Genomic DNA, 20,384 nt, shown 5'->3' with positions numbered 1-20,384 from the left:
GACACAGCCACTCACCTCACCGACTACGACGACCTCCACATCGCCGCCCACAACGGCCCCAACTCCACCGTCATCGCCGGCAACCCCGACCAACTGAACCAGCTCGTCACCACGCTCAAGAACCAGGACATCCGAGCCCGCACCATCGACGTCGACTACGCCTCCCACACCCCCCACGTCCACACCCTCCACGACCAACTCCTCGAAGTCCTGGCGGGCATCAACCCCACCTCGTCGACCACGGCCTTCCACTCGACCCTCACCGGCGGCCTCGTCGACACCGCCACCCTCGCCGCGGAGTACTGGTACCAGAACCTCGCCAACCCCGTCCTCTTCCACCCCACCCTCCAGAACCTCATCGCCACCGGCCACACCACCTACATCGAAGCCAGCCCCCACCCCACCCTCACCACCGCCATCCAAGACACCGTCGAAACCCACGAGGCCCTCCCCACCACCCCCCTCATCACCGGCACCCTCCGCCGCAACGAAGGCACCCTCACCCGCTTCCACCAAGGCCTCGCCCAACTCCACACCCACGGCACACCCCTCACCTGGCACACCACACCCACCCCGACCACCACCACACCCCCCACCGACCTCCCCACCTACCCCTTCCAACACCACCGCTACTGGCTCGAGGGCCCCGCCGCACACAGCGACGCCGGCAGCCTCGGCCTGGACGCCACCGATCACCCGTTCCTCACGGCGGTCACGACCCTCGCCGACGGGGACGCGCTCCTGCTCACCGGACGGATCTCGGCCGCCTCGCACGCCTGGCTCGCCGATCACGCCGTGAACGGCACCGCGCTGCTCCCCGCCACCGCGCTCCTGGAGCTGACCCTGCGGGCCGCGCAACGGGTGGAGACCAACCGGGTCGACGAACTGACCCTGGAATCACCGCTGTTCGTGCCCGAGCGCGGCAGCATCAGGGTCCAGGTGTCCGTACAGGCCCCGGACGAGTCCGGCCTGCGGCGGATCGCGGTGCACTCCCGCCCTGACACAGGCCCTGGGGACGAGCCCGAGCCCTGGACCCGGCACGCCTCCGGCGTCCTGGCCCCGGCGGATCACGACGCGCACGACACGCAGTCCGTGCCCGACGCCGTCTGGCCGCCCACCGGCGCCGACCCGATCGACGTGAGCGAGTTGTACGAGGAGCTGGCCGCACTCGGCTACGAGTACGGACCCGCCTTCCAGAATCTGAGCGCGGCCTGGCGCGCCGGCGACACCATTCATGGCGAGGTCGCGCTCGCGCCGGAACACCACGACGAGGCGGCCCGGTTCACGCTGCACCCGGCGCTGCTCGACTCCGCGCTCCACACCATGGGGCTGGGCGAGTTCCTCGGCGACGGGGTGCGCCTGCCGTTCTCCTTCAGCGGCGTCTCGCTCCTGGCGACGTCCGCGACCGCGCTGCGCGTCACGGTCGCGCCGGGCTCCGGTGGCGAGGACTCGGTGGCCGTGTCGGTCGCCGACCCCACCGGCGCGCCCGTGCTGTCGGTCGACGCGCTGACCCTCCGGCCTGTGGCGCCCGGACAGTTGAATTCGGGGCCGCGTCCGTCCGGGGAGCGGTCGCTGTACGAGCCGGTGTGGTCGGAGCTCGCCGAGCCCTGGCCGTCCGCCGGTGCCGCCCCCGTCCCGTACGAGCTGCTCGACGCCACCGGCCCGTACGACGGCTTCGCTCCCGAGGCGGTCCGCGCCGCCGTGGCGGATGTGCTCGCCCGGCTTCAGGAATGGGTCGAACGGGACGCGGAGGAGCGCCTGTTGGTGCTCACCCGGCGGGCCGTGGCCGTCGGCCCCGGTGACGTGCCGGATCTCGCCGCGGCCCCGCTGTGGGGCCTGGTGCGATCCGCCGCGACGGAGAACCCGGGCAGGATCGTGCTGGCCGACATCGACGACGCGGACGCCGACTCGGCCTCCCGCAGGGTGCTGGACGCGGCCGTGGCCACCGGGGAGCCGCAGTTCGCGCTGCGGGACGGCCGGGTTCTCGTACCGCGGCTGGCGCCCGTGACCGTCGGCCCGCGGCTCGCGCCGCCCGCCGAGGGCGGGCCGTGGCGGCTTGCGACGCCTGGCGGTTCGCCGGACGACCTGTACGCCGCTCCGCACCCGGAGGCGCGGGCCGACCTGGCCGAGGGCCAGGTGCGGATCGCCGTGCGGGCGGCCGGGCTGAACTTCCGGGACGTGCTGACCGCGCTGGGCATGGTGCCCGTCGGGGCGCCGCTCGGGACGGAGGCGGCCGGCACGGTCCTGGAGACCGGACCGGGGGTGGACGATCTCGCCGTCGGCGACCGGGTGTTCGGGCTCGTGCCCGGGGCGGTGGGTCCGGTGGCGGTGGCCGATCGGCGGCTGATCGCCAGGATCCCGGACGGCTGGTCGTTCGCGCAGGCGGCCGGTGTCCCCGCGGTGTTCACCACGGCGTACTACGGTCTTGTCGAGCTGGCCGGCCTGAAGGCCGGGGAGCGGGTGTTGATCCACTCCGCCGCGGGCGGCGTCGGGCTGGCGGCGCTGCAACTGGCCCGGCACCTGGGGGCCGAGGTGTTCGCGACGGCCAGTGCCGCCAAGTGGGGCGCCCTGCGGGCGCTCGGCGTCGCCGGGGACCGGCTGGCCTCCTCCCGTACGACCGGCTTCGAGGAGTCCGTCCGTGCCGCCACCGGCGGTGACGGGGTGGACGTGGTGCTGAACTCGCTCACCGGCGAGTTCGTCGACGCGTCGCTGCGGCTGCTCGGGCCGGGTGGGCGGTTCGTGGAGATGGGCATCGCCGACCTGCGGGACCCGGACGCGGTGGCCGCCGTACGGCCGGGTGTCGCGTACCGCCCGTTCGAGCTGCTGGACATGGATCCGGACACGGTGGGCGCGGTACTGGCCTCCGTGCTGGAACTCTTCGAGCAGGGGGTGCTGGAGCCGCTGCCGGTGACCACGTGGGAGGTGGGCCGGGCGCCGGAGGCGTTCCGCTGGTTCTCCCAGGCGCGGCAGGTCGGCAAGGTGGTCCTCACCCTGCCGGCGCCGTCGCCCGACGGGACGGTGCTGATCACCGGCGGCACCGGCACGCTCGGGTCGGCGCTGGCCCGGCATCTGGTGACCGCGCGCGGTGTGCGGCATCTGCTGCTGACCGGCCGCCGGGGGCCGGAGGCGCCCGGGGCTCGGGAGCTGGCGGAGGAACTGGAGGCGCTGGGCGCGCGGGTGCGGATCGCGGCGTGCGACACGGCGGACCGCTCGGCGCTGGCCGCCCTGCTCGGCTCGATCGATCCGGCGCATCCGCTGACGGACGTCGTCCATGCGGCGGGGGTGCTCGACGACGGGGTCCTCGGGTCGCTGACGGCGGAGAAGACGGAGGCCGTGCTGCGGCCGAAGGTGGACGCGGCCTGGCATCTGCACGAGCTGACCCGCGATCTCGACCTGTCGTCCTTCGTGCTGTTCTCCTCCGCCTCCGGTCAGCTCGGCGGGGCGGGGCAGGCCAACTACGCGGCGGCGAACGTCTTCCTGGACGCGCTCGCCGGCCATCGGCGACGGCTCGGTCTGCCGGCCGCGTCGCTGGCCTGGGGCATGTGGCAGGACGCGAGCGGGATGACCGGTCATCTGGCCGAGGCGGACCTGGCGCGGATCGGCCGGGGCGGTCTGGTCGCGATGTCGGTGCCCGAGGGCATGGCGCTCCTCGACGCGGCGCTGGACGCGGGGCGGCCTGTGCTGGTGCCGGCCCCGCTGGACCTGGCCGGGCTGCGCGCCCGGACGGGCGCGGAGGGGGTGCCGGCGGTGCTGCGCGGGCTGGTGCGCGGGCCGGTCGTCCGACGGGCCGCGCAGGCGGCGCCGGTGTCGGCGCAGAGCCTGGCGGACCGACTGGCGGCGCTGCCGGGGCCGGAGCGCGAACGGGTGCTGCTGACGCTGGTGCGCGACCAGGTGGCGGCGGTGCTTGGGCATGCGGCGGCCGACGGGATCGCGGCGGACCGGGCGTTCAAGGAGATCGGCTTCGACTCGCTGACGTCGGTGGAGCTGCGCAACCGGATCGCCGCGGCGACCGGGCTTCGGCTGCCGACGACGCTGGTGTTCGACTTCCCGACGCCGCAGTCGCTGGCCGGACGGCTGCTCGGTCTCCTCGCGCCGGCGGATCCGGCCGCCGATCTGGACCGGTTGCTGGCCTCGGTGACCGTCGACAGCCCGGACTTCCCGGTGCTGCGGGAGCGGCTGCGGGCCGCGCTGTGGCGCTGGGAGGAGGAGGCCGCTCCGGCGGGCTCCTTCGACGGCTCCGACACGGCCGGGTCGCCCGATCTGTCGGACGCCACCGACGAGGAGCTGTTCGCCGCGCTGGACGGGGAGCTCGACGGAGAACTGGACGGGGAATTCGATGCCTCCTGAAACGCTGAACGGAGAGAGTGCGACGGCGATGAGCAACGAGGAGAAGCTCCGCGACTACCTGAAGCGGGCGACCGCCGATCTGAAGCAGGCCAAGCGGCGGATCCGTGAGCTGGAGGACAGGAGCCACGAGCCGATCGCGATCGTGGCGACGGGCTGCCGCTTCCCGGGCGGCGCGGACTCCCCCGAGGCGCTGTGGCGGCTGGTGGCGGAGGAACGTGACGCCGTCTCCGGGCTGCCGGTGGACCGGGGCTGGGACCTGGACGCGCTGTACGACCCGGACCCGGACCGGCCTGGGACGACGTACACGCGGGAGGGCGGCTTCCTGTACGAGGCGGCCGGGTTCGACGCGGCGTTCTTCGGGATGGGGCCGCGTGAGGCGATCGCCACCGACCCGCAGCAGCGACTGCTGCTGGAGGTGGCGTGGGAGACGTTCGAGCGCGCCGGGATCGCGCCGTCCTCGCTGCGCGGCAGCCGGACCGGCGTGTTCGCGGGGGTCGTCTCGCAGGCGTACGTGCCGCCGCCCGCGGAGGTGCCCGACGGGTACGAGGGGCATCTGATGACCGGCAACGCGACCAGCGTGGCGTCCGGGCGGGTCGCCTACCACCTGGGGCTCGAGGGACCGGCCGTGACGCTCGACACGGCCTGCTCGTCCTCGCTGGTGGCGATGCATCTGGCGGCGCAGGCGCTGCGCGGCGGCGAGTGCGATCTGGCGCTGGCGGGCGGGGTGACCGTGATGGCGACGCCGCAGCTGCTCGTGGAGTTCAGCCGGCAGCGCGGGCTGTCGCCGGACGCGCGGTGCAAGGCGTTCGCTGCGGCGGCCGACGGGACCGGGTTCTCCGAGGGCGTGGGCGTTGTGCTGCTGGAGAGGCTGTCCGACGCCCGGCGCAACGGGCGCCGGATCCTGGCGCTGCTGCGCGGTTCGGCGGTCAATCAGGACGGGGCGAGCAACGGGTTGACCGCGCCCAACGGGCCCACCCAGGAACGTGTGATCGCGCAGGCGCTGGCCTCGGCGCGGCTGGCGCCGCAGCAGGTCGACGTGGTCGAGGCGCACGGTACGGGCACCCGGCTGGGCGATCCGATCGAGGCGCGGGCGCTGCTGGCCGCGTACGGGCAGGGCCGGCCTGCGGGCGAGCCGCTGCTCCTGGGCTCGCTCAAGTCGAACATCGGGCACACGCAGGCGGCCGCCGGAGTCGCCGGGGTGATCAAAATGGTGGAGGCGATGCGGCACGGCGTGCTGCCGTGCACCCTGCATGTGGACGAGCCGACTCCGCACGTCGACTGGTCGGCGGGGGCGGTGGAGCTGCTGACGGAGACGGTACCGTGGCCGGACCGGAATCGGCCGCGCCGGGCGGGGGTGTCCTCGTTCGGGATCAGCGGTACCAACGCCCATGTGATCCTGGAGCAGGCGCCTGCGGAGACCGCCGGGGAAGCGCCGGCTGGGGCTCCCGACGTACCGGCGCCGTGGCTGTTGTCGGCGCGTACGGAACAGGCGCTTCGGGCACAGGCCGGGCGGCTGCTGGCGCGCCTGGACGAGTGGGGAGCCCCGGGCGCGGATCCGGCCTCCGACCGGTCCGACAGCGAGGTCGGACGCGCGCTCGCGTGCGGTCGCGGGCATCTGCGGCATCGGGCGGCGGTGCTCCCGGGCGACCGCGACGGGGTCCGGGCGGCGCTGGCTGATCTGGCGGCGGGTCGGCCGAACGGGCGGGTGGTGCGGGGCAGTTCGGGCGAACGTCCTGTGACGGGGTTCCTGTTCACCGGGCAGGGCAGTCATCGTGCCGCGATGGGGCGGGAGTTGTACGAGAGCAGGCCGGTGTTCCGGGCGGCGCTGGACGAGGTGGTCGCCGCGTTCGACACGCCGCTGGGCCGGCCGCTGCTGCCGGTGCTGCTGGCGGACGAGGGCAGTGCGGAGGCCGCGCTGCTGGAGCGGACCGAGTTCGCTCAGCCCGCCCTGTTCGCCCTGGAGTTGGCGCTGTTCCGGCAGTTGGGGACGCTGCTCCCGGAGCCGGACTGGGTGGCCGGGCATTCCATCGGCGGCCTCACGGCGGCGGTGGCGGCCGGGCTGCTCCCGCTGGAGGACGCGGCCACGCTGGTGGCGGCGCGCGGCCGGCTGATGCAGGAACAGCCGGCCGGCGGCGCGATGCTGGCCTGCGAGGCGTCCGAGCAGGAGGTACGGGCCCTGCTCGGCGAGTACGACGGCCGGGTGGGCCTGGCCGCGGTCAACGGGCCCACGTCGGTGGTGGTGTCGGGCGACGCGGAGGCCGTGTCGGAGATCGCCGCGGCGCTCACGGTGTGGCGACGGCGGACCAGCAGGCTGCGGGTCAGCCACGCCTTCCACTCCCACCACATGGACGGCGCCCTGGAGCCGCTGCGCCGGGTGGTGGGCGGGCTGCGGTTCCGGCCGCCGGCGCTGCGCATCGTCTCCGATCTGACCGGTCGGCCGGTGGAGTTCGAGGAGCTGCGCCGGCCCGAGTACTGGGCCGACCAGCTGCGCTCCCCCGTGCGCTTCGGCGCGGCGCTTGGTGCGTTGCACGAGGCGGGCGTCACGGCTTTCGTGGAGGTCGGCCCGGACGCGGTCCTGACCCCGATGGTGTCCGCGGCGCTGCCGGCCGGGGCGGCCGTCCCCGTGGTGGTGCCCGCTCTGGTGCGCGACCGCCCGGCGGAGGTCTCGCTGGCCGGGGCGCTGTCGCGGCTGCACGTGGCGGGCGCGGAGGTGGACTGGCGGGAGTGGTACGGCGGCCCGGCGGGGGTCGGGGCGGGCGCGGACCTGCCGACGTACCCGTTCGAGCACGTCCCGTACTGGTGGCCGGCCCGCACGGCGCCGGCACCGGGACCCGCGGTGCGCGCGGGCGGCACGCCGGACGCGGCGGCCGAGGTCGTGACTGCCGGGGTCGTGACTGCCGGGGTCGCGGCGGGCGAGGTCACTGCGGCCACCCTGCCCGAGGAGGCGTCCTTCCTGGAGCTGGTGCGGGTCCACGCGGCAGACGTGCTCGGGCATGCCTCGCCCGAACTGATCGACGCCGAGGACAACTTCCTCGACATCGGGTTCTCCTCGTTCACCGCGCTGGAGGTCCGCAACCGGCTCTGCGAGGCGACCGGCCTGCTGCTGCCGCCCGTGCTGTTGTTCGACTACCCGACCCCGGCGGCGGTGGCCCGCTTCATGGAGGAGCAGGTCCCGGCGGCCTGAGACACGGAAGCGGCGGGCGCGGGAGGGAGGTCCCCCCGTGCCCGCCGCTCCGTGGCCGCCTACCAGACGACGGGCAGCCGGAGGATCCCCTGCACCGAGCCGCCCGGCTTGGTGCCGAGCTGCTCCACCGGTTCGGCGAGCCGCAGCCCCGGGAGCCGTACGGCCAGTTCGTACAGGGCGATCTCCAGCTCGGCGCGGGCCAGGTTCTGACCGATGCACTGGTGGATGCCGTACCCGAAGGCAAGATGACCGCGGGCGCCGCGCCCGAGGTCGAGGACGTCCGGGTCGGGGAAGACCTCCGCCGTGCGGTTGGCGGCGGCGTTCGGCAGATAGACGGCGTCGCCCTCCCGTATCACCTGCCCCGCGATCTCGATGTCGGCGGCGGCGACGCGCTGCAGCTCGTCGGCGACCGACAGGAACCGCAGGAGTTCCTCGACGGCGTCGCCCGCGCCCTTCTCGTCGGCGCGGAGCCGGTCGAGCTGCTCGGGATGTTCGAGGAGGGTGAGAACGCTCAGCGCGATCATGTTCGCGGTGGTCTCGTGACCGGCGACCAGCAGGAACATGGCGATGGAGGCCAGCTCCTCCCGGCTCAGCTCGCCCGGCCGGAGCCGGTCGGTGATGAGCTCGCCGAGCAACCCCTCGCTGGGCTCGTCCAGTTGGGCCTCGATGAGTTCGTCGAAGTACCGGACCAGCGCGCCGCTCGCCGCGGCCGCCTCCTCGGCCGTGCTGGTGGCGAGCAGCATCCGCCGGGTCTGCTCCTCGAAGAACTCGTGGTCCGCGTACGGCACTCCGAGCAGCTCGCAGATGACGGTGGACGGCACGGGCAGCGCGAACTCGGGTACGAGGTCGGCCTCCCGGCGCCCCTTGGCGAGCAGCGCCTCGATGCGGCCCACGACGGTCCGGCGGATCGCCGGGCGCAGCGAGTTGACCCGCTTGACGGTGAAACTGGGTATGAGCATGCGGCGCTGCACGTCGTGCTCGGGCGGGTCCATCCCGACGAGCGCGATCAGCTTGGCGGCGGCCATCCGCGGCACCAGCACGGGGAAGTCCGGACGGGACCGGTCGGAGGACAGCCGTGGATCGACGAGCAGCCGGCGGGTCTCCGCATATCCGGTGACGGCCCAGGCGGTGCGTCCGTCGTACAGCCGGACCTTGGCGAGGGGTCCGTCCTGACGCAACGCGTCGTAGCCGGAGGGCGGGTGGTACGGGCACTGACGCGACATGGGGAACGTGGGCAGCATGAGGCCCCCTGCTTTCCGGGACGGCGGACGGCGGAGCGTCCGCAGGGACGCGGCATTCTCCGCGCCCCCGTTAAAGCGCTCCTAAACCAGGGACTGGTGGCGCCGGTGTGCGTCGGCCGCGGCCCGGTGGGCCCGCCTCGGTCAGGAAGGTCCTGCGCCCGGGGCGGTGTCGCGGCAGTCCGGGTGTCCCCAGCGAGTCCCGATCTTGGCGATCTTGTCGCCGGCGGCGTACGGCCGCCCGCACGGGCAGGTCCCGCGGAACTTCGCCTTGATGACCGGCGAACCGGAGCCCGAAGCGCTCCTGGGCGAAGCCTTGCGCGCGGCCGTTCCGGGCTTCTGACGCGCCGCAGTGGTGCGTTCCGCCGCGGGTACGGGGATGGCGGTGGCGCCCAGTGCCGTGCCGGCGGGTTCCTGGCTGGTGGCAGCGTCGCTGGCGGCCTGGTCGGCGATCGCGTTCAGGTGGTCGCCGTCTTCACGGTGGGCCGGAACGTAGCGGAACTCGACGTCCCGGTCGGCCAGCAGCTCGTCGATGCGCTCGACGAGCTCCCGGTTGGCGACGGGCTTGCCCGCGGCCGTCTTCCAGCCGTTGCGCTTCCAGTTCGGCAGCCACTGCGTCACCGCCTTCATGGCGTACTGCGAGTCCATCCGCACCTCCAGCGCCGTCCCGGGCGCCACGTCCTCCAAGAGGCGCTGGAGAGCGGTCAGCTCCCCGATGTTGTTGGTGGCGCGACCCAGCGGGCCTGCCTCCCAGCGCTCGGGGCGGCCCTCGGAGTCGGCGATGACCCACGCCCATCCGGCCGGGCCGGGGTTTCCTTTGGCCGCCCCGTCACAGGCGGCGATGATGCGATCGGACATCCCCCGATCATGCCCTACCGCGGGTGTCGTGGCCGACGAGGTGGAGGAAGCGGTCCGACAGGGCGTGCAGCCACGCGGCGCGTTCCGTGGCGATCTCCTTCAGCCGTGCGTTCTCGTTGCGGGCGACGAGATGCCCCATGTAGCGCTCGTTGAAGCTCGCGTACTCCTGGGCCAGGGTGCGCAGCGCTTGCGCCACACTGCGCTCGGGCGCGTCCACGAGCCGCGCGAGCGGGGCGGTGTGCTGCTTCCACCGGCCTTCGACGGCCTGGCGGAGAAGGCCGTCGAGTTCGCCCGCCCCTCCGATGACGCGCAGCAGTTCGCCCGGCTCGAGACCCAGGGCGTCCGCCAGCACCAGGGTCTGCCGGTCGGTTCCGTTCCAGCGGTGCTCGTTCTCGGCGCGGGCGTACTCGTGGACGTCCATGCCGATGCGCAGCGCCAGCCGCTCGGCACTGAACTGCCGGGCCAGGCGGTGCTCGCGCAGGGATCTCGGCTGCCGGGCCATGAGCGTCGGTACGGGGCACCACAGCGCGCTGGCCAGTGCGAAGAGTTCGGCCTCCGAAGGCGCCACCGCCCCCGACTCCCAGCACATGACGATCTCCACCGGGCGGTGCACCCCCAACTGCGCCATGGCGGAGACGACCTGCTCGGGGGTCAGGCCGATGCCGATACGGGCGGCCCGGGCCTGGGCGGGAGAGAACGGGGGATGGGACACGTGCGGATCACCTCGGTGGGCGGCTTCACGGAGCGACAGGCTCCGGGGAGCGGGAACGGGTCAGCGGGCCGTGGCGGTCTGCGGGTCCGCCCCGTCGTCGTGCGCGGCCAGGCTTTCCCAGTCGATGTCGTCCCGTCTGCGGCGGCTGTCGAAGACGTGGAAGAACAGGTTGAGCAGGACTGCCGTCAGCGTGCCGAGGGTGATTCCGCTGCCCAGGACGGCCCGCAGCTCGGTGGGCATGCGTTCGAAGAAGGGCGCGACGGCCGTCGGGAGCATCGCGGCGCCGAGGCTGACGGCCAGGATGATGGCGTTGCGTTCCTCCCGCAGGTCGACCTTGCCCAGGATCTGGATGCCGACGGTGGCGACCATGCCGAACATCGCGACGGCCGCCGCGCCGAGCACCGGGTGGGGGACGGAGGCCACCACGGCGCCGGCCTTCGGGACCAGGCCGAGAAGAATCATGAGAACGCCGGCCGCGACCACGACGAAGCGGCTGGTGACGCGGGAGATCCGTACGAGACCGATGTTCTCCGCGAACGCCACGTACGGGAAGGAGTTGAACACCCCTCCGAGGACGGTGGCGACGCCGTCGGCCCGCAGCGCACGGCTGACCGTGTCGCCGTCGACCTTCCGGCCGGTGATCTCGCCCATGGCGTACACGTCTCCGGTGGTCTCCACCATGGTGATGAGCATCACGACGACCATCGCCAGCATGGGGAAGACCGAGAAGTGCGGCAGGCCGTAATGGAAGGGCGTGCTGACGCCCAGCCAGTCGGCCTGGTCGACGGCCCCGAGGTCGGCGTCGCCGAGCAGCCATGCCACGGCGGTGCCGCCCACCAGTCCGAGCAGGACCGCGACACTGCGCAGGAACGGACCGCCGAACCGTATGACCAGCAGGATGAAGAGGAGGGTCCCGCCCGCGTACGCGAGGTTGACGGGGTCCCCGTAGCGGGGCCCTCCGAGGAGCGCCGAGCCGCCGCCGACGTCCTGGAGCGCCACCGGGATGAGGACGATGCCGATGACCGTGAGGAGGGTGCCCGTGACGATCGGGGGGAAATACGCGGTGAGGCGCCCGGCGAAGGGGGCGAAGACGAAGGCGGCGACTCCGCCGGTGATCACGGCGCCGTACACCACCAGCAGCCCGGCGGTGCCGCCGCCCGCGCCCTGCCCGATGGCGATCATGGGCGAGACGGCCGTGAAGGTCGCCCCCTGGACGAGCGGCAGCCGGGCCCCGATCCGCCAGAAGCCCCATGCCTGGATGATGGTGGCGATGCCGGCGGTGACCAGGTCGGCGTTGATGAGGTAGACGAGCTCCTGCTGCGAGAGTCCGAGGCTGTTGCCCAGGATCACCGGCACGAGCACCGCACCGGCGTAGAACGCCAGGACGTGCTGGAATCCGTACAGCGCGAGGGTGGGGATCGGGAGGACCTCGTCCACCGGGTGGGGAGCGGTGAGGGGTCGTCGGCGCGAGGCCAGTGGTGCCATCTCTGCCTTGCCTTGGGGGTAGGTGAATGAGAGGGGCGCGACGCCGGGTCGCGCGAAGAGCCTCGACGGGTGTATCCGGGCGGCCGCGCGGATCAGGCGGTTCACCGGCTGGCGGCACGGGGTTACCGGTGCGCGGCCAGGCGTCCAGACATGGAGGCGTGAGGGGGCCGGGGCGAACGAGCCCGGGCCGGACACAGATCCTTGCGGACAGGCACGGCACCGCGCAAGAGAGCGGACCATGTTTTTTGAAGCAAAACCCCTCGGTAACTTTTGAATCAATGGCCGCAGGGCGCTTCAGGTACGGATTTCGTTGCCGTTCAAGGGAGGTTGGGCGAAGGTCTGCTGCCCTGTGGGTCGACTCGGCCGCCGGTGAAGCGAGCGACCAGCAAGGCGATGTCGTCGTCCGCGGAGCCCGGCACGAGTTGCGTGAGGAGGCTGTCGCACAGTCCGGTCAGGGACGGATATGGCTGGGCGAGGAGATGGGTGAGTTCGGCGAGGCGTTCGTCGATGTCGCTGCCGCGGGACTCGATGAGACCGTCTGTGTACAGCACGAGGAGGCTGCCCGGTTGCAGGACGGTCTCGGTGGTGGTGTAGCGAGTGCCGCCGACGCCGAGCGGGGTGCCGGGCGGCAGGTCGAGGAGAGCCGCGGTGCCTCCGGGGCTGACGATGGCGGGCGGCGGGTGGCCGGCGCGGGTGACGCGGCAGCGACCTGTTGCCAGGTCGATCACGGCGTAGAGGAATGTGGCGAGCATCGGCTCGGCGAGGTCGTCGATCGCCGCTTCCAACTGACGGAGGAGTTCCGCCGGTTCGAGGTCGAGCCTGGCGAGCGCCCGGACGCTGGCGGAGAGCCGTCCCATCACCGCGGCGGCCGGGGTGCCGTGGCCCATGACGTCGCCGATGAGCAGGGCCGCTCTGCCGCCGGGCAGATGCAGCACGTCGTACCAGTCGCCGCCGACCTCGTTGACGTCGCTGGCCGGCAGGTACCGGTGGGCGACCTCGAGCCCTGGTGGCGGGGTGATGTGCTGGGGAAGCATGCTCCGTTGCAGGGTCAGCGCGGTGTCGTGTTCGCGGTGGTAGAGGCGCGCGTTGTCGATGCTGAGGGCGGCACGGCCGGCGAGCTCGCCGGCCAGCGTCACGTCGTCGGAGGTGAAGGGGCCGATCGGACGCGTGCGGTAGAAGGTCGCCACGCCGAGGACCAGGTCCCGCGCGAAGAGCGGGGCCATCATGAACGAGTGCACGCCGAGCTCCACCAGCTGCGCGGGCCTGCTGGTGTGGCGGGCGGCCGGGGCGATGGCCTCGTCGTCGAGGCGGGCCAACAGGAACGGCTGGCGTCTGGAGAGGGCCTGGGTGTACGGCGCTGCCGCCGGGAAGTCGAGGGTGCGGCCGAGCGGGGCGAGAATGTCGGTGACCCCGGAGCCGGTCAGCGGGGCTTTGCCCAGGCGGCGCAGCGCGACACCACCGTCCAGGCCCATGCCGGGATCGTCGCCGCGGGCGAGGGACTCCAGGACATCGACGGAGACCGCGTCGGCAAGGCCAGGAACGGCGAGATCGGCGAGCTCCTGGGCGGTGCGTTCCAGTTCCAGGCTGGAACCGATCCGGATGGACGCCTCGCTGAGCAGTGCGAGCCTGCGTCGTCCCGCCTCGGCCTCGGTGTGGGCGCGCTGCTGGTCGGTGATGTCGAGCAGCGAGGCGATGACTCCGATCGGCCGGCCGCCGGGGTCCTCCACGCGCACATAGGAGCACGACCACACCCGGTCATGGTCGGGCTCTGCCGGGGTACGGCCGATGCGGCGGCGGTCCAGAACCGGCTCCCCGCTGTCCAGGACCTGCCGCATCGCCGCCTCCATGTCCTCGGCGTTCACCTCGGGCAGCAGCTGGGACAGGGTCCGGCCGACATGGGCCGACTCCGACAGGCCGTTCATCCGCTCCAGGGCCGGGTTGACCCGCAGGAACCGCAGCTGGGTGTCCAGGACGGCGATACCGACCGGAGAGCGGGCGAACAGCCCGTCCCACACCGCCGAGGATCCGCGGATACGCCGCGCGGCGTGGGCCTCGGCGGCGAAGAGCAGGACCGCGGAGGCGTCGTCATGCCGGTCGGGTACGGGGCTTGCCCAGATCTCCACCTCCACCGGGTGCCCGTCGCGGTGCCAGGCGGTGACCGTGCCCATGACCCCCCGCCCGCCGGCCGCGGCCTCCCAGAGCGACCGGCCGAGGCTCCGGTCCGCGCCCGGGTGCAGCAGCTCGGCGATGTGCCGTCCGATCACCTGCTGCGGGCTGTAGCCGAGCAGCCCTTCAGCGGCCCGGTTCCAGCGCACGATCGTTCCGTCGGCACTGGTGGCCACCTGTGCCACCGGCAGCGCGCCCAGCCAGCCGCCGGCGTTCTGGGCCGCGCCGCTGACGAGTTCCTCGACGGGGGTCGGCTCGCTCATCCGACGCCTCCCCGTGGGGTGAGACCAGGCCGTACGTCCCGAGGCCGTAGCGGCACACGCCCGCGGCCGCCGCCCACGAGCAGGAATGGCGTGGTGGTCAGCTCCTGAAGCCGCCCGCCCGGAGCGGCCACCGGATGGGCTTCCTCCATGCCTCCCATGGTCACCCCGGCAGCGCCGGACCGCACCAGCGTCCGCCGTGCCGTCCGGCGCCGCCGCCCCCTCCGACGGCGCACTCAGCCCGTGAACCGGGCCATCCACGCCTCGACGTCGTCCGCCGACCGCGGCAGGCCGGCCGACAGGTTCTCGTGACCGTCTTCGGTCACGACCAGGTCGTCCTCGATCCGGACTCCGATGCCGCGCCACTCCTCGGGCACGGTGAGATCGTCCGGCTGGAAGTACAGGCCGGGCTCGACGGTGAGCACCATGCCGGGCTCCAGGACGCCGTCGACGTACTCCTCGTTCCGGGCCTGCGCGCAGTCGTGGACGTCCAGTCCGAGCATGTGACCGGTGCCGGCCATGGTGAAGCGGCGCTGGAGACCGAGTGCGTACGCGCGATCCGCCGGCCCCTCGATGAAGCCCCACTCGACCAGCCGGGCCGCCAGGTGTCGCTGGGAGGCCTCGTGGAAGTCGCGGTACGCGGCGCCCGGCTTGACTGCGGCCATACCGGCTTCCTGGGCCTCGTACACCGCGTCGTAGACCGTGCGCTGCACGGGCGTGAACGCGCCGCTGATCGGGAGCGTGCGCGTGACGTCGGCGGTGTAGAGGGTGCGCGTCTCCACGCCGGCGTCGAGCAGGAGCAGGTCCCCCGGGCGCACCGGACCGTCGTTGTCCGTCCAGTGCATGATCGTGGCGTGCTCACCCGCCGCGCAGATCGAGCCGTAGCCGACGGAGTTGCCCTCCAGGCGGGCGCGGCGGAAGAACGTGCCCTCGATCCAGCGCTCGGACGACGCGATCGCCCGGGAGAGCTCTCCGACGACGTCGGTGAATCCGCGGACGGTGGAGTCCACGGCCTTGCGGAGCTCGGCGAGCTCCCACACGTCCTTGACGAGCCGGAGGTCGCTCAGCGCCTCTTCGAGTGCGGCGTCGCGGTCCTCGTCGGTGGTGACGGCGGCCTCCAGGGCCGGGTCGATGCCGCGGACGATCCTCGTCGGCGCGCCGGAGGAGGCTGCCAGGTCGTCGGCCGCCGTGCGGACGTCGCGGCAGGGCAGACCGAGCACGCGCTCCGACTCGGCGAGGGAGCGGCGCCGGCCCGTCCACAGCTCCGCGTGGGCGCCCGTCCAGAACTCGTCGTTGTCCCTGCTGTCCCGCGGCAGCTGGTAGCAGTAGGCGTCATGGCCGCCGTCCGCACGGGGTTCGAGGACGAGCGCGCCGTCCCGGGCCTGGTCCCCGGTCATGTGCACATAGCCCGAGTAAGGCCGGAACGGGTAAGTGTCGTCGTTCGAACGGACCTTGAGATTCCCCGAGGGGATCACGAGGCGTTCGCCCGGGAAGCGAGCGGACAGCGCGGCGCGGCGGCGGGCGGCGTACGGAGCCTGCTCGTCGAGCCGCAGGTCGTGCCGCTCGGTGTCCGCCCACCCGGTCCGCATCAGGGCGGACAGCTCCTCGGAGATCCCTGAGTAGAGACCGTTCTTGCGGCCTTTCGCCACGTCGTACACCTTCCTCTGGGTGGGTTCCTCGGTGGCGAGGGTCGAGCGGAGCCGCACGGACAAGGTCCGGCTCTCCCTTCCGGTGCGGCCCGGGCGCCCTCGCCGACGCCGGTCGTCGGCGGCTCCCGGACGGTATCCCGCACCGCGGGGCTTCGGTGCCGAAGACTGCCACTGGCACAGATCGGCCACGGGCCCCGACGGGAGCCGTCGATAATGCGGCGTATGACAAGCGGGAAAATCGGCGAGGCGCTTCGGCTTCTGGGGATCGATCACGCGGCGGGCCAGGTCTATCTGGCGCTGCTGGAGCAGGCCCCTGCTCCGCTGAGCGCTATCGGTGCCGCGGCCGGTCTGGGCGGTGCGGAACTCGCCACGGCGTACGGCGCTCTGGTCGACGCCGGTCTGGCCAGTGCCGCCGAGGAGGGCGGCGACGTGGTGGCCCCGGTTCCGCCCACGGCCGGCCTGGAGATCCTCGCCCGGCACCGGGCGGCCGAGGTCGAGGAGTCGCGCATCACCGTCGGCGGCGCGTTCGAGTCGTTCCGGCGACAGCGGCTCGCCGCGTACAACGACCATCTCGTCGAGGTCGTCACCGGCGACGCCATCGGCCCCAGGATTCGTCACGCCTGGGCGAGCGCCCGCGATCAGATCCGGCAGTTCGAGTCTCCGCCGTACTTCCCTCTGCCCGGCGCCACGGACGACGCGCTGGCCACGCTCGCCCGCGGTGTGACACAACGGGTCGTGTACTCGCGGGAGTCGCTGGAGCACCCGGGCCATCTGAAGGACGTCATCGAACCGTGCGTCAAGGCCGGTGAACAGGCCAGGGTGCTGCCGTCGGTGCCGGTCAAACTCGTGATCATCGACGAGGCGTACGCGCTCGTGTCGTTGTCGATCAAAGAGGCCGACGTGCACAACACCATGCTGGTGGTGCAGCCGTGCGGTCTGCTGTCCGCGCTCGTGGCGCTGTTCGAGCAGTCCTGGCAGAACGCCCTGCCGTTCCACGGCCGTACCGCGCGCCCGGGCGGTCTGCCACCCGCCGACCGGCGCCTGCTGTGGCTCCTCGCGGGCGGCGCGAGCGACGACGTCATCGCCCGCGAGATGGGTATCAGCCGCCGCACACTCTTCCGTCGCCTGCAGATTCTGATGGCCCAGCTGGGCGCGGCGAACCGCTTCCAGATGGCCCTGCAGGCACAACGCTGCGGATGGTTGTGACCGGCACACGTCGAGGGCCCACGTCGAAGGCCCCGTCAAACGCCCCTACTGAGGTGAGAGCAGGAACATGACGGACAACGCCGACGCGCGCAGTGCCGCTGAGATCGTGGCCGGGGAATGGCACATGCTTCTCGACGGGAATCACGACCTGATCGACGCGGAAACCGTCCGCGCGGCCTATGCGCAGCCGCGACTGCGACAGCTCTTCCCCCTGGTGAGTCACGGAGTCATGTATTCAGCGGCTGCACCGGAATGCCCGCCGCCCACGTCGGGGGGCAGGTCTACCCGCGAGGCGCCGACGGCCGGTTCTGGGTGCGCGGACCCAGGGGCGTGGGGACCGTCGGCACTCCGGAGACCCTGGAGGAGGCGTTCGCCCTCGTCGTCGCCAACCTCCCGGAGGACTGCGGGCCGGCCGTGCTCGGAGATGCGGGCCGAGTCTGACCGACCTGGCGAGCGGGCTGCGCCCCGGTCTTGACCGTTCCCGCTGTTCCGCTCCGCCCCCTCGCGGGTGCAGGTCGTGGGTCGATCGGGGCGCTCGAGCTGACCGTACAGGCGCGGGAGTTCGACGGCTCAGGCGCTGTCCGCCGCGCCGGTCGTCCTCGCGTAACGCACCAGGGTCGAGCCGGCCAGCGCGACCACGGCCAGGGCGCTCAGCAGCGCTGCCGCCCGCGCCCAGGTGTACGTGAAGCCGAGGCTGCTGTTCAGCAGATCGACCCTGCCGACACTCTCCAGGCCGTGGAGCACGATGACGCCGAGGGCGAGCCCCGCGGCGGCCGCCCAGACGATCATGGTGTCCCGTACCGCGAGCCATACTCCGCATAGCAGGCAGAGCACGGTGACGACCACGGACAGCATCTCCGCGTTGCCGCCCGCGCGCATGTCCGCGAGGTCCGTCGGCACATGGACGAGGCCGCAGACGAGCATGGCACCCGCGGCCGGCCAGCGCAGCATCGACCGCAGTGCCGAGGAGGCGGTGTGGCTGCCGGGGCCTGCGGCCAGTGCGCCGTCCAGGGCCGACCCCGGCCACTTCGCGGAGCCTCGTGGCCGCTTCGGGGAAGGGGCGAGGACCGGAGGAGGGTCACTGCCGACCTGCCCGCCGTCGCCCTGGCCGGGTCCGGCCTTGCGCTCCTCGGTCTCCGCGCCGGCGGGGCGCCAGTCGCTGCTGTCGGTTCCGAGGATGTTGACGAGCTGCACCACGTCCTCGATCGGCCGCCCCACCGCCGCGGCGCGCAGCGTGGTCTCGGCCTGGTGGAGGTCGTACCCCGACGCGTTGAGCAGCGCGACCAGTTGTCGCACTTCGTCGAGGGGCCGGGACACGGCGGCTGCGCGGAGCGCCACGTCCGCGGGGCTGGACAACTCGCCGGTCTCCTGGAGGCGGGCGACCAGCGACGCAACCTCTTCCACGGGACGCTCGGTTGCCGCTGTCGACAGAAGGGTGCGTATCGCCTCGTCACCGGTCTCGGCCGTGTCCGACTGTTCCGAGGGGTCCGCTTGAGCCGACGGGTCCACGGAGGCCGGCGGTTCCGAGGGGGCCGCGGAGGCCGGCGGTTCCGAGGGGGCCGCGGAGGCCGGCGGTTCCGCGGAGGCCGTGGAGGCTGACGGGTCCGTGGAGGCCGGCGGTTCCGTGGGGGCCGGCGGGGCCGCTGACGGCTCGTGCTTCGGCGGGCCCAGCCGTATCGCCTCGTCGACGGGGTTCGGGCCGCCAAGAGCCGCCGATACGACGGGGGCGCTGTGCACGGCAGCGGGTGTGGGCGGCTCGGCAGGAACGGCGGGCGTACGAGGAGCCGGATGCGGAGGGACGGCGGCCTGGGGGGACGGTGCGGGGGCGGGCCCGGCATTGCGTTCTCTGTCGTCTTCGGCCGGATTGCTGTTGAAGAGGTCGGGGGTCATGTCGCGGGCTCCATTCGTGAACATCCGGTAGGCGTCCACCGTGGCTGTCTCGTGGGCACCGGAAAGCGCACACACTCGAATACAACTAGTGCGCAGTTTGTGACACTGCGCCATCCGGGAACGGTCCCGCTGGGCCGACGGAGCGAAAGGGCGGCCGGCCCGCCCGTCCGGGCGGTCATGGCGGGAGCAGGCCGGCGAGGTCCGGCTCCCACGCCGACGACCTGCCGGGCGGGCCCTCAGGCGTTACGCCGTATGCGAGAACGTCACTGAAACGCCTTCTCCCGGTTACACGGCCGCACCCTCCCCCATGTCACTCTCCTGGCGGCACGACATCAACACGCGTAGACCGCCACGCCGTTGACTGAGCGCCACGTCCACGCATACCGCCCCCGGGAAAGGGAACCCCCCCCATGTTCAGTGTGCAGATAGGCAGATGGAAGGCGCTGGCGACCGCCCTGTCCGCCGTCCTCGTCGGCCTCACCCTTCCGACGGTCGCGGCGACTCCCGCGAGTGCCACGACGAACGCGTACGACAGCACGTACTACAAGAACGCGATCGGCAAGACCGGCACCAGCCTGAAGTCCTCCCTGCACACCATCATCAGCAGCCAGTCCAAGATCTCGTACGACGCGGTGTGGAACGCCCTGAAGGTCACCGACCAGGACCCGAACAACAGCGGCAACGTGATCCTGCTGTACAGCGGCATCTCGCGCAGCAAGGCCCTCAACGGCGGCGACGTGGGCGACTGGAACCGCGAGCACGTGTGGGCCCAGTCCCACGGCAGCTTCGGCACCTCGGCCGGCCCCGGCACCGACCTGCACCACCTGCGCGCGTGCGACGTGCAGGTCAACAGCACCCGCGGCAACAAGGACTGGGACAACGGCGGCAGCGCGGTCAGTGGTGCGTCCGGCAGCTACACGGACTCCAACTCCTTCGAGCCGCGCGACGCGGACAAGGGCGACGTTGCCCGCATGATCCTCTACATGGCCGTCCGCTACGAGGGCGACGACGCCTGGGCCGACCTGGAGCCCAACGACTCGACCACCAACGGCAGTGTCCCCTACCACGGCCGCCTCTCGATCCTGAAGCAGTGGAACGAGCTGGACCCGCCGAGCGCCTTCGAGGAACGCCGCAACGACGTCATCCACAGCACCTACCAGGGCAACCGCAACCCGTTCATCGACCACCCGGAGTGGGTCGAGGCGATCTGGTAGAGCCGGCTGCTGCTCCGAGCCCGCCCCCGCCACAGGCCACCGTGCGTCCGGGTGATGCGCGGTGGCCTTGGCGGCGCGGCCCGGACACCCCGTACCCTCGGGTCGGCAAGAAGTGAGAGTGCAGGTCGGACGGCGTGTCATCAGGTGGCGCGCGTACCGGCCGCACACCGAGCAG

General features: G+C 72.7%; 11 protein-coding genes and 1 pseudogene. 5 read left to right on the top strand and 7 right to left on the bottom strand.

Going from position 1 to position 20,384, the window contains the following annotated elements; translation table 11 throughout:
- Positions 1-4,347: SDR family NAD(P)-dependent oxidoreductase (locus ABZ939_RS16385; RefSeq protein ID WP_361854559.1), on the top strand; the 4,347-nt coding region annotated here is incomplete at its 5' end.
- 28 nt (positions 4,348-4,375) lie between these two features.
- Positions 4,376-7,531 (top strand): beta-ketoacyl synthase N-terminal-like domain-containing protein, encoded by a 3,156-nt coding sequence (locus ABZ939_RS16380; RefSeq protein ID WP_361854556.1) that lies wholly within the window; start codon positions 4,376-4,378, stop codon positions 7,529-7,531.
- Between the two features lie 59 nt (positions 7,532-7,590).
- Here the strand turns inward: ABZ939_RS16380 and ABZ939_RS16375 are convergent, their stop codons facing one another.
- From ABZ939_RS16375 to ABZ939_RS16350, 6 genes are all read right to left on the bottom strand, one after another.
- Positions 7,591-8,772 (bottom strand): cytochrome P450, encoded by a 1,182-nt coding sequence (locus tag ABZ939_RS16375; RefSeq protein ID WP_361854553.1) that lies wholly within the window; start codon positions 8,770-8,772, stop codon positions 7,591-7,593.
- A gap of 141 nt (positions 8,773-8,913) precedes the next feature.
- A complete protein-coding gene (locus ABZ939_RS16370; RefSeq protein ID WP_361854550.1) occupies positions 8,914-9,627 on the bottom strand; it encodes a ribonuclease H in 714 nt (237 codons plus the stop codon).
- A 7-nt stretch (positions 9,628-9,634) separates the two neighbouring features.
- A complete protein-coding gene (locus ABZ939_RS16365; RefSeq protein WP_361854547.1) occupies positions 9,635-10,339 on the bottom strand; it encodes a transcriptional regulator in 705 nt (234 codons plus the stop codon).
- 60 nt (positions 10,340-10,399) lie between these two features.
- On the bottom strand, positions 10,400-11,824 hold the full coding sequence (locus ABZ939_RS16360; RefSeq protein WP_361854544.1) for a nucleobase:cation symporter-2 family protein: 1,425 nt from the start codon (positions 11,822-11,824) through the stop codon (positions 10,400-10,402).
- Positions 11,825-12,141: 317 nt separating this feature from the next.
- On the bottom strand, positions 12,142-14,253 hold the full coding sequence (locus ABZ939_RS16355) for a SpoIIE family protein phosphatase (protein WP_361854541.1): 2,112 nt from the start codon (positions 14,251-14,253) through the stop codon (positions 12,142-12,144).
- Positions 14,254-14,486: 233 nt separating this feature from the next.
- Complete coding sequence (locus ABZ939_RS16350; RefSeq protein WP_361854610.1) at positions 14,487-15,899, bottom strand: aminopeptidase P family protein; 1,413 nt, start codon at positions 15,897-15,899, stop codon at positions 14,487-14,489.
- A gap of 222 nt (positions 15,900-16,121) precedes the next feature.
- Between ABZ939_RS16350 and ABZ939_RS16345 the strand changes: the two genes are divergently transcribed.
- Entirely contained in the window at positions 16,122-17,105 is a 984-nt protein-coding gene (locus tag ABZ939_RS16345; RefSeq protein ID WP_361854538.1) for a LuxR family transcriptional regulator, read from the top strand.
- Positions 17,106-17,172: 67 nt separating this feature from the next.
- A pseudogene (locus tag ABZ939_RS16340) lies at positions 17,173-17,546 on the top strand (DUF6193 family natural product biosynthesis protein).
- Between the two features lie 129 nt (positions 17,547-17,675).
- Here the strand turns inward: ABZ939_RS16340 and ABZ939_RS16335 are convergent.
- Positions 17,676-18,509 (bottom strand): hypothetical protein, encoded by an 834-nt coding sequence (locus ABZ939_RS16335; protein WP_361854535.1) that lies wholly within the window; start codon positions 18,507-18,509, stop codon positions 17,676-17,678.
- An 896-nt stretch (positions 18,510-19,405) separates the two neighbouring features.
- Between ABZ939_RS16335 and ABZ939_RS16330 the strand changes: the two genes are divergently transcribed.
- Positions 19,406-20,209: an endonuclease gene (locus ABZ939_RS16330; protein ID WP_361854532.1), complete on the top strand. Its 804-nt coding sequence runs from the start codon at positions 19,406-19,408 to the stop codon at positions 20,207-20,209.
- Positions 20,210-20,384: the final 175 nt, after the last annotated feature.

Source organism: Streptomyces sp. NPDC046712 (assembly GCF_040645695.1).
Lineage (GTDB): Bacteria > Actinomycetota > Actinomycetes > Streptomycetales > Streptomycetaceae > Streptomyces.
The sequence above is the reverse complement of the archived record's forward strand: the minus strand, read 5'-3'. Positions and strand labels throughout refer to the sequence as shown.

Excerpts from the sequence above, each read along its gene's own strand:
- ABZ939_RS16380 (WP_361854556.1), top strand. The coding sequence starts at position 4,376 with ATGAGCAACGAGGAGAAGCTCCGCGACTACCTGAAGCGGGCGACCGCC.
- ABZ939_RS16375 (WP_361854553.1), bottom strand. The coding sequence starts at position 8,772 with ATGCTGCCCACGTTCCCCATGTCGCGTCAGTGCCCGTACCACCCGCCC.
- ABZ939_RS16370 (WP_361854550.1), bottom strand. The coding sequence starts at position 9,627 with ATGTCCGATCGCATCATCGCCGCCTGTGACGGGGCGGCCAAAGGAAAC.
- ABZ939_RS16360 (WP_361854544.1), bottom strand. The coding sequence starts at position 11,824 with ATGGCACCACTGGCCTCGCGCCGACGACCCCTCACCGCTCCCCACCCG.
- ABZ939_RS16355 (WP_361854541.1), bottom strand. The coding sequence starts at position 14,253 with ATGAGCGAGCCGACCCCCGTCGAGGAACTCGTCAGCGGCGCGGCCCAG.
- ABZ939_RS16345 (WP_361854538.1), top strand. The coding sequence starts at position 16,122 with ATGACAAGCGGGAAAATCGGCGAGGCGCTTCGGCTTCTGGGGATCGAT.
- ABZ939_RS16330 (WP_361854532.1), top strand. The coding sequence starts at position 19,406 with ATGTTCAGTGTGCAGATAGGCAGATGGAAGGCGCTGGCGACCGCCCTG.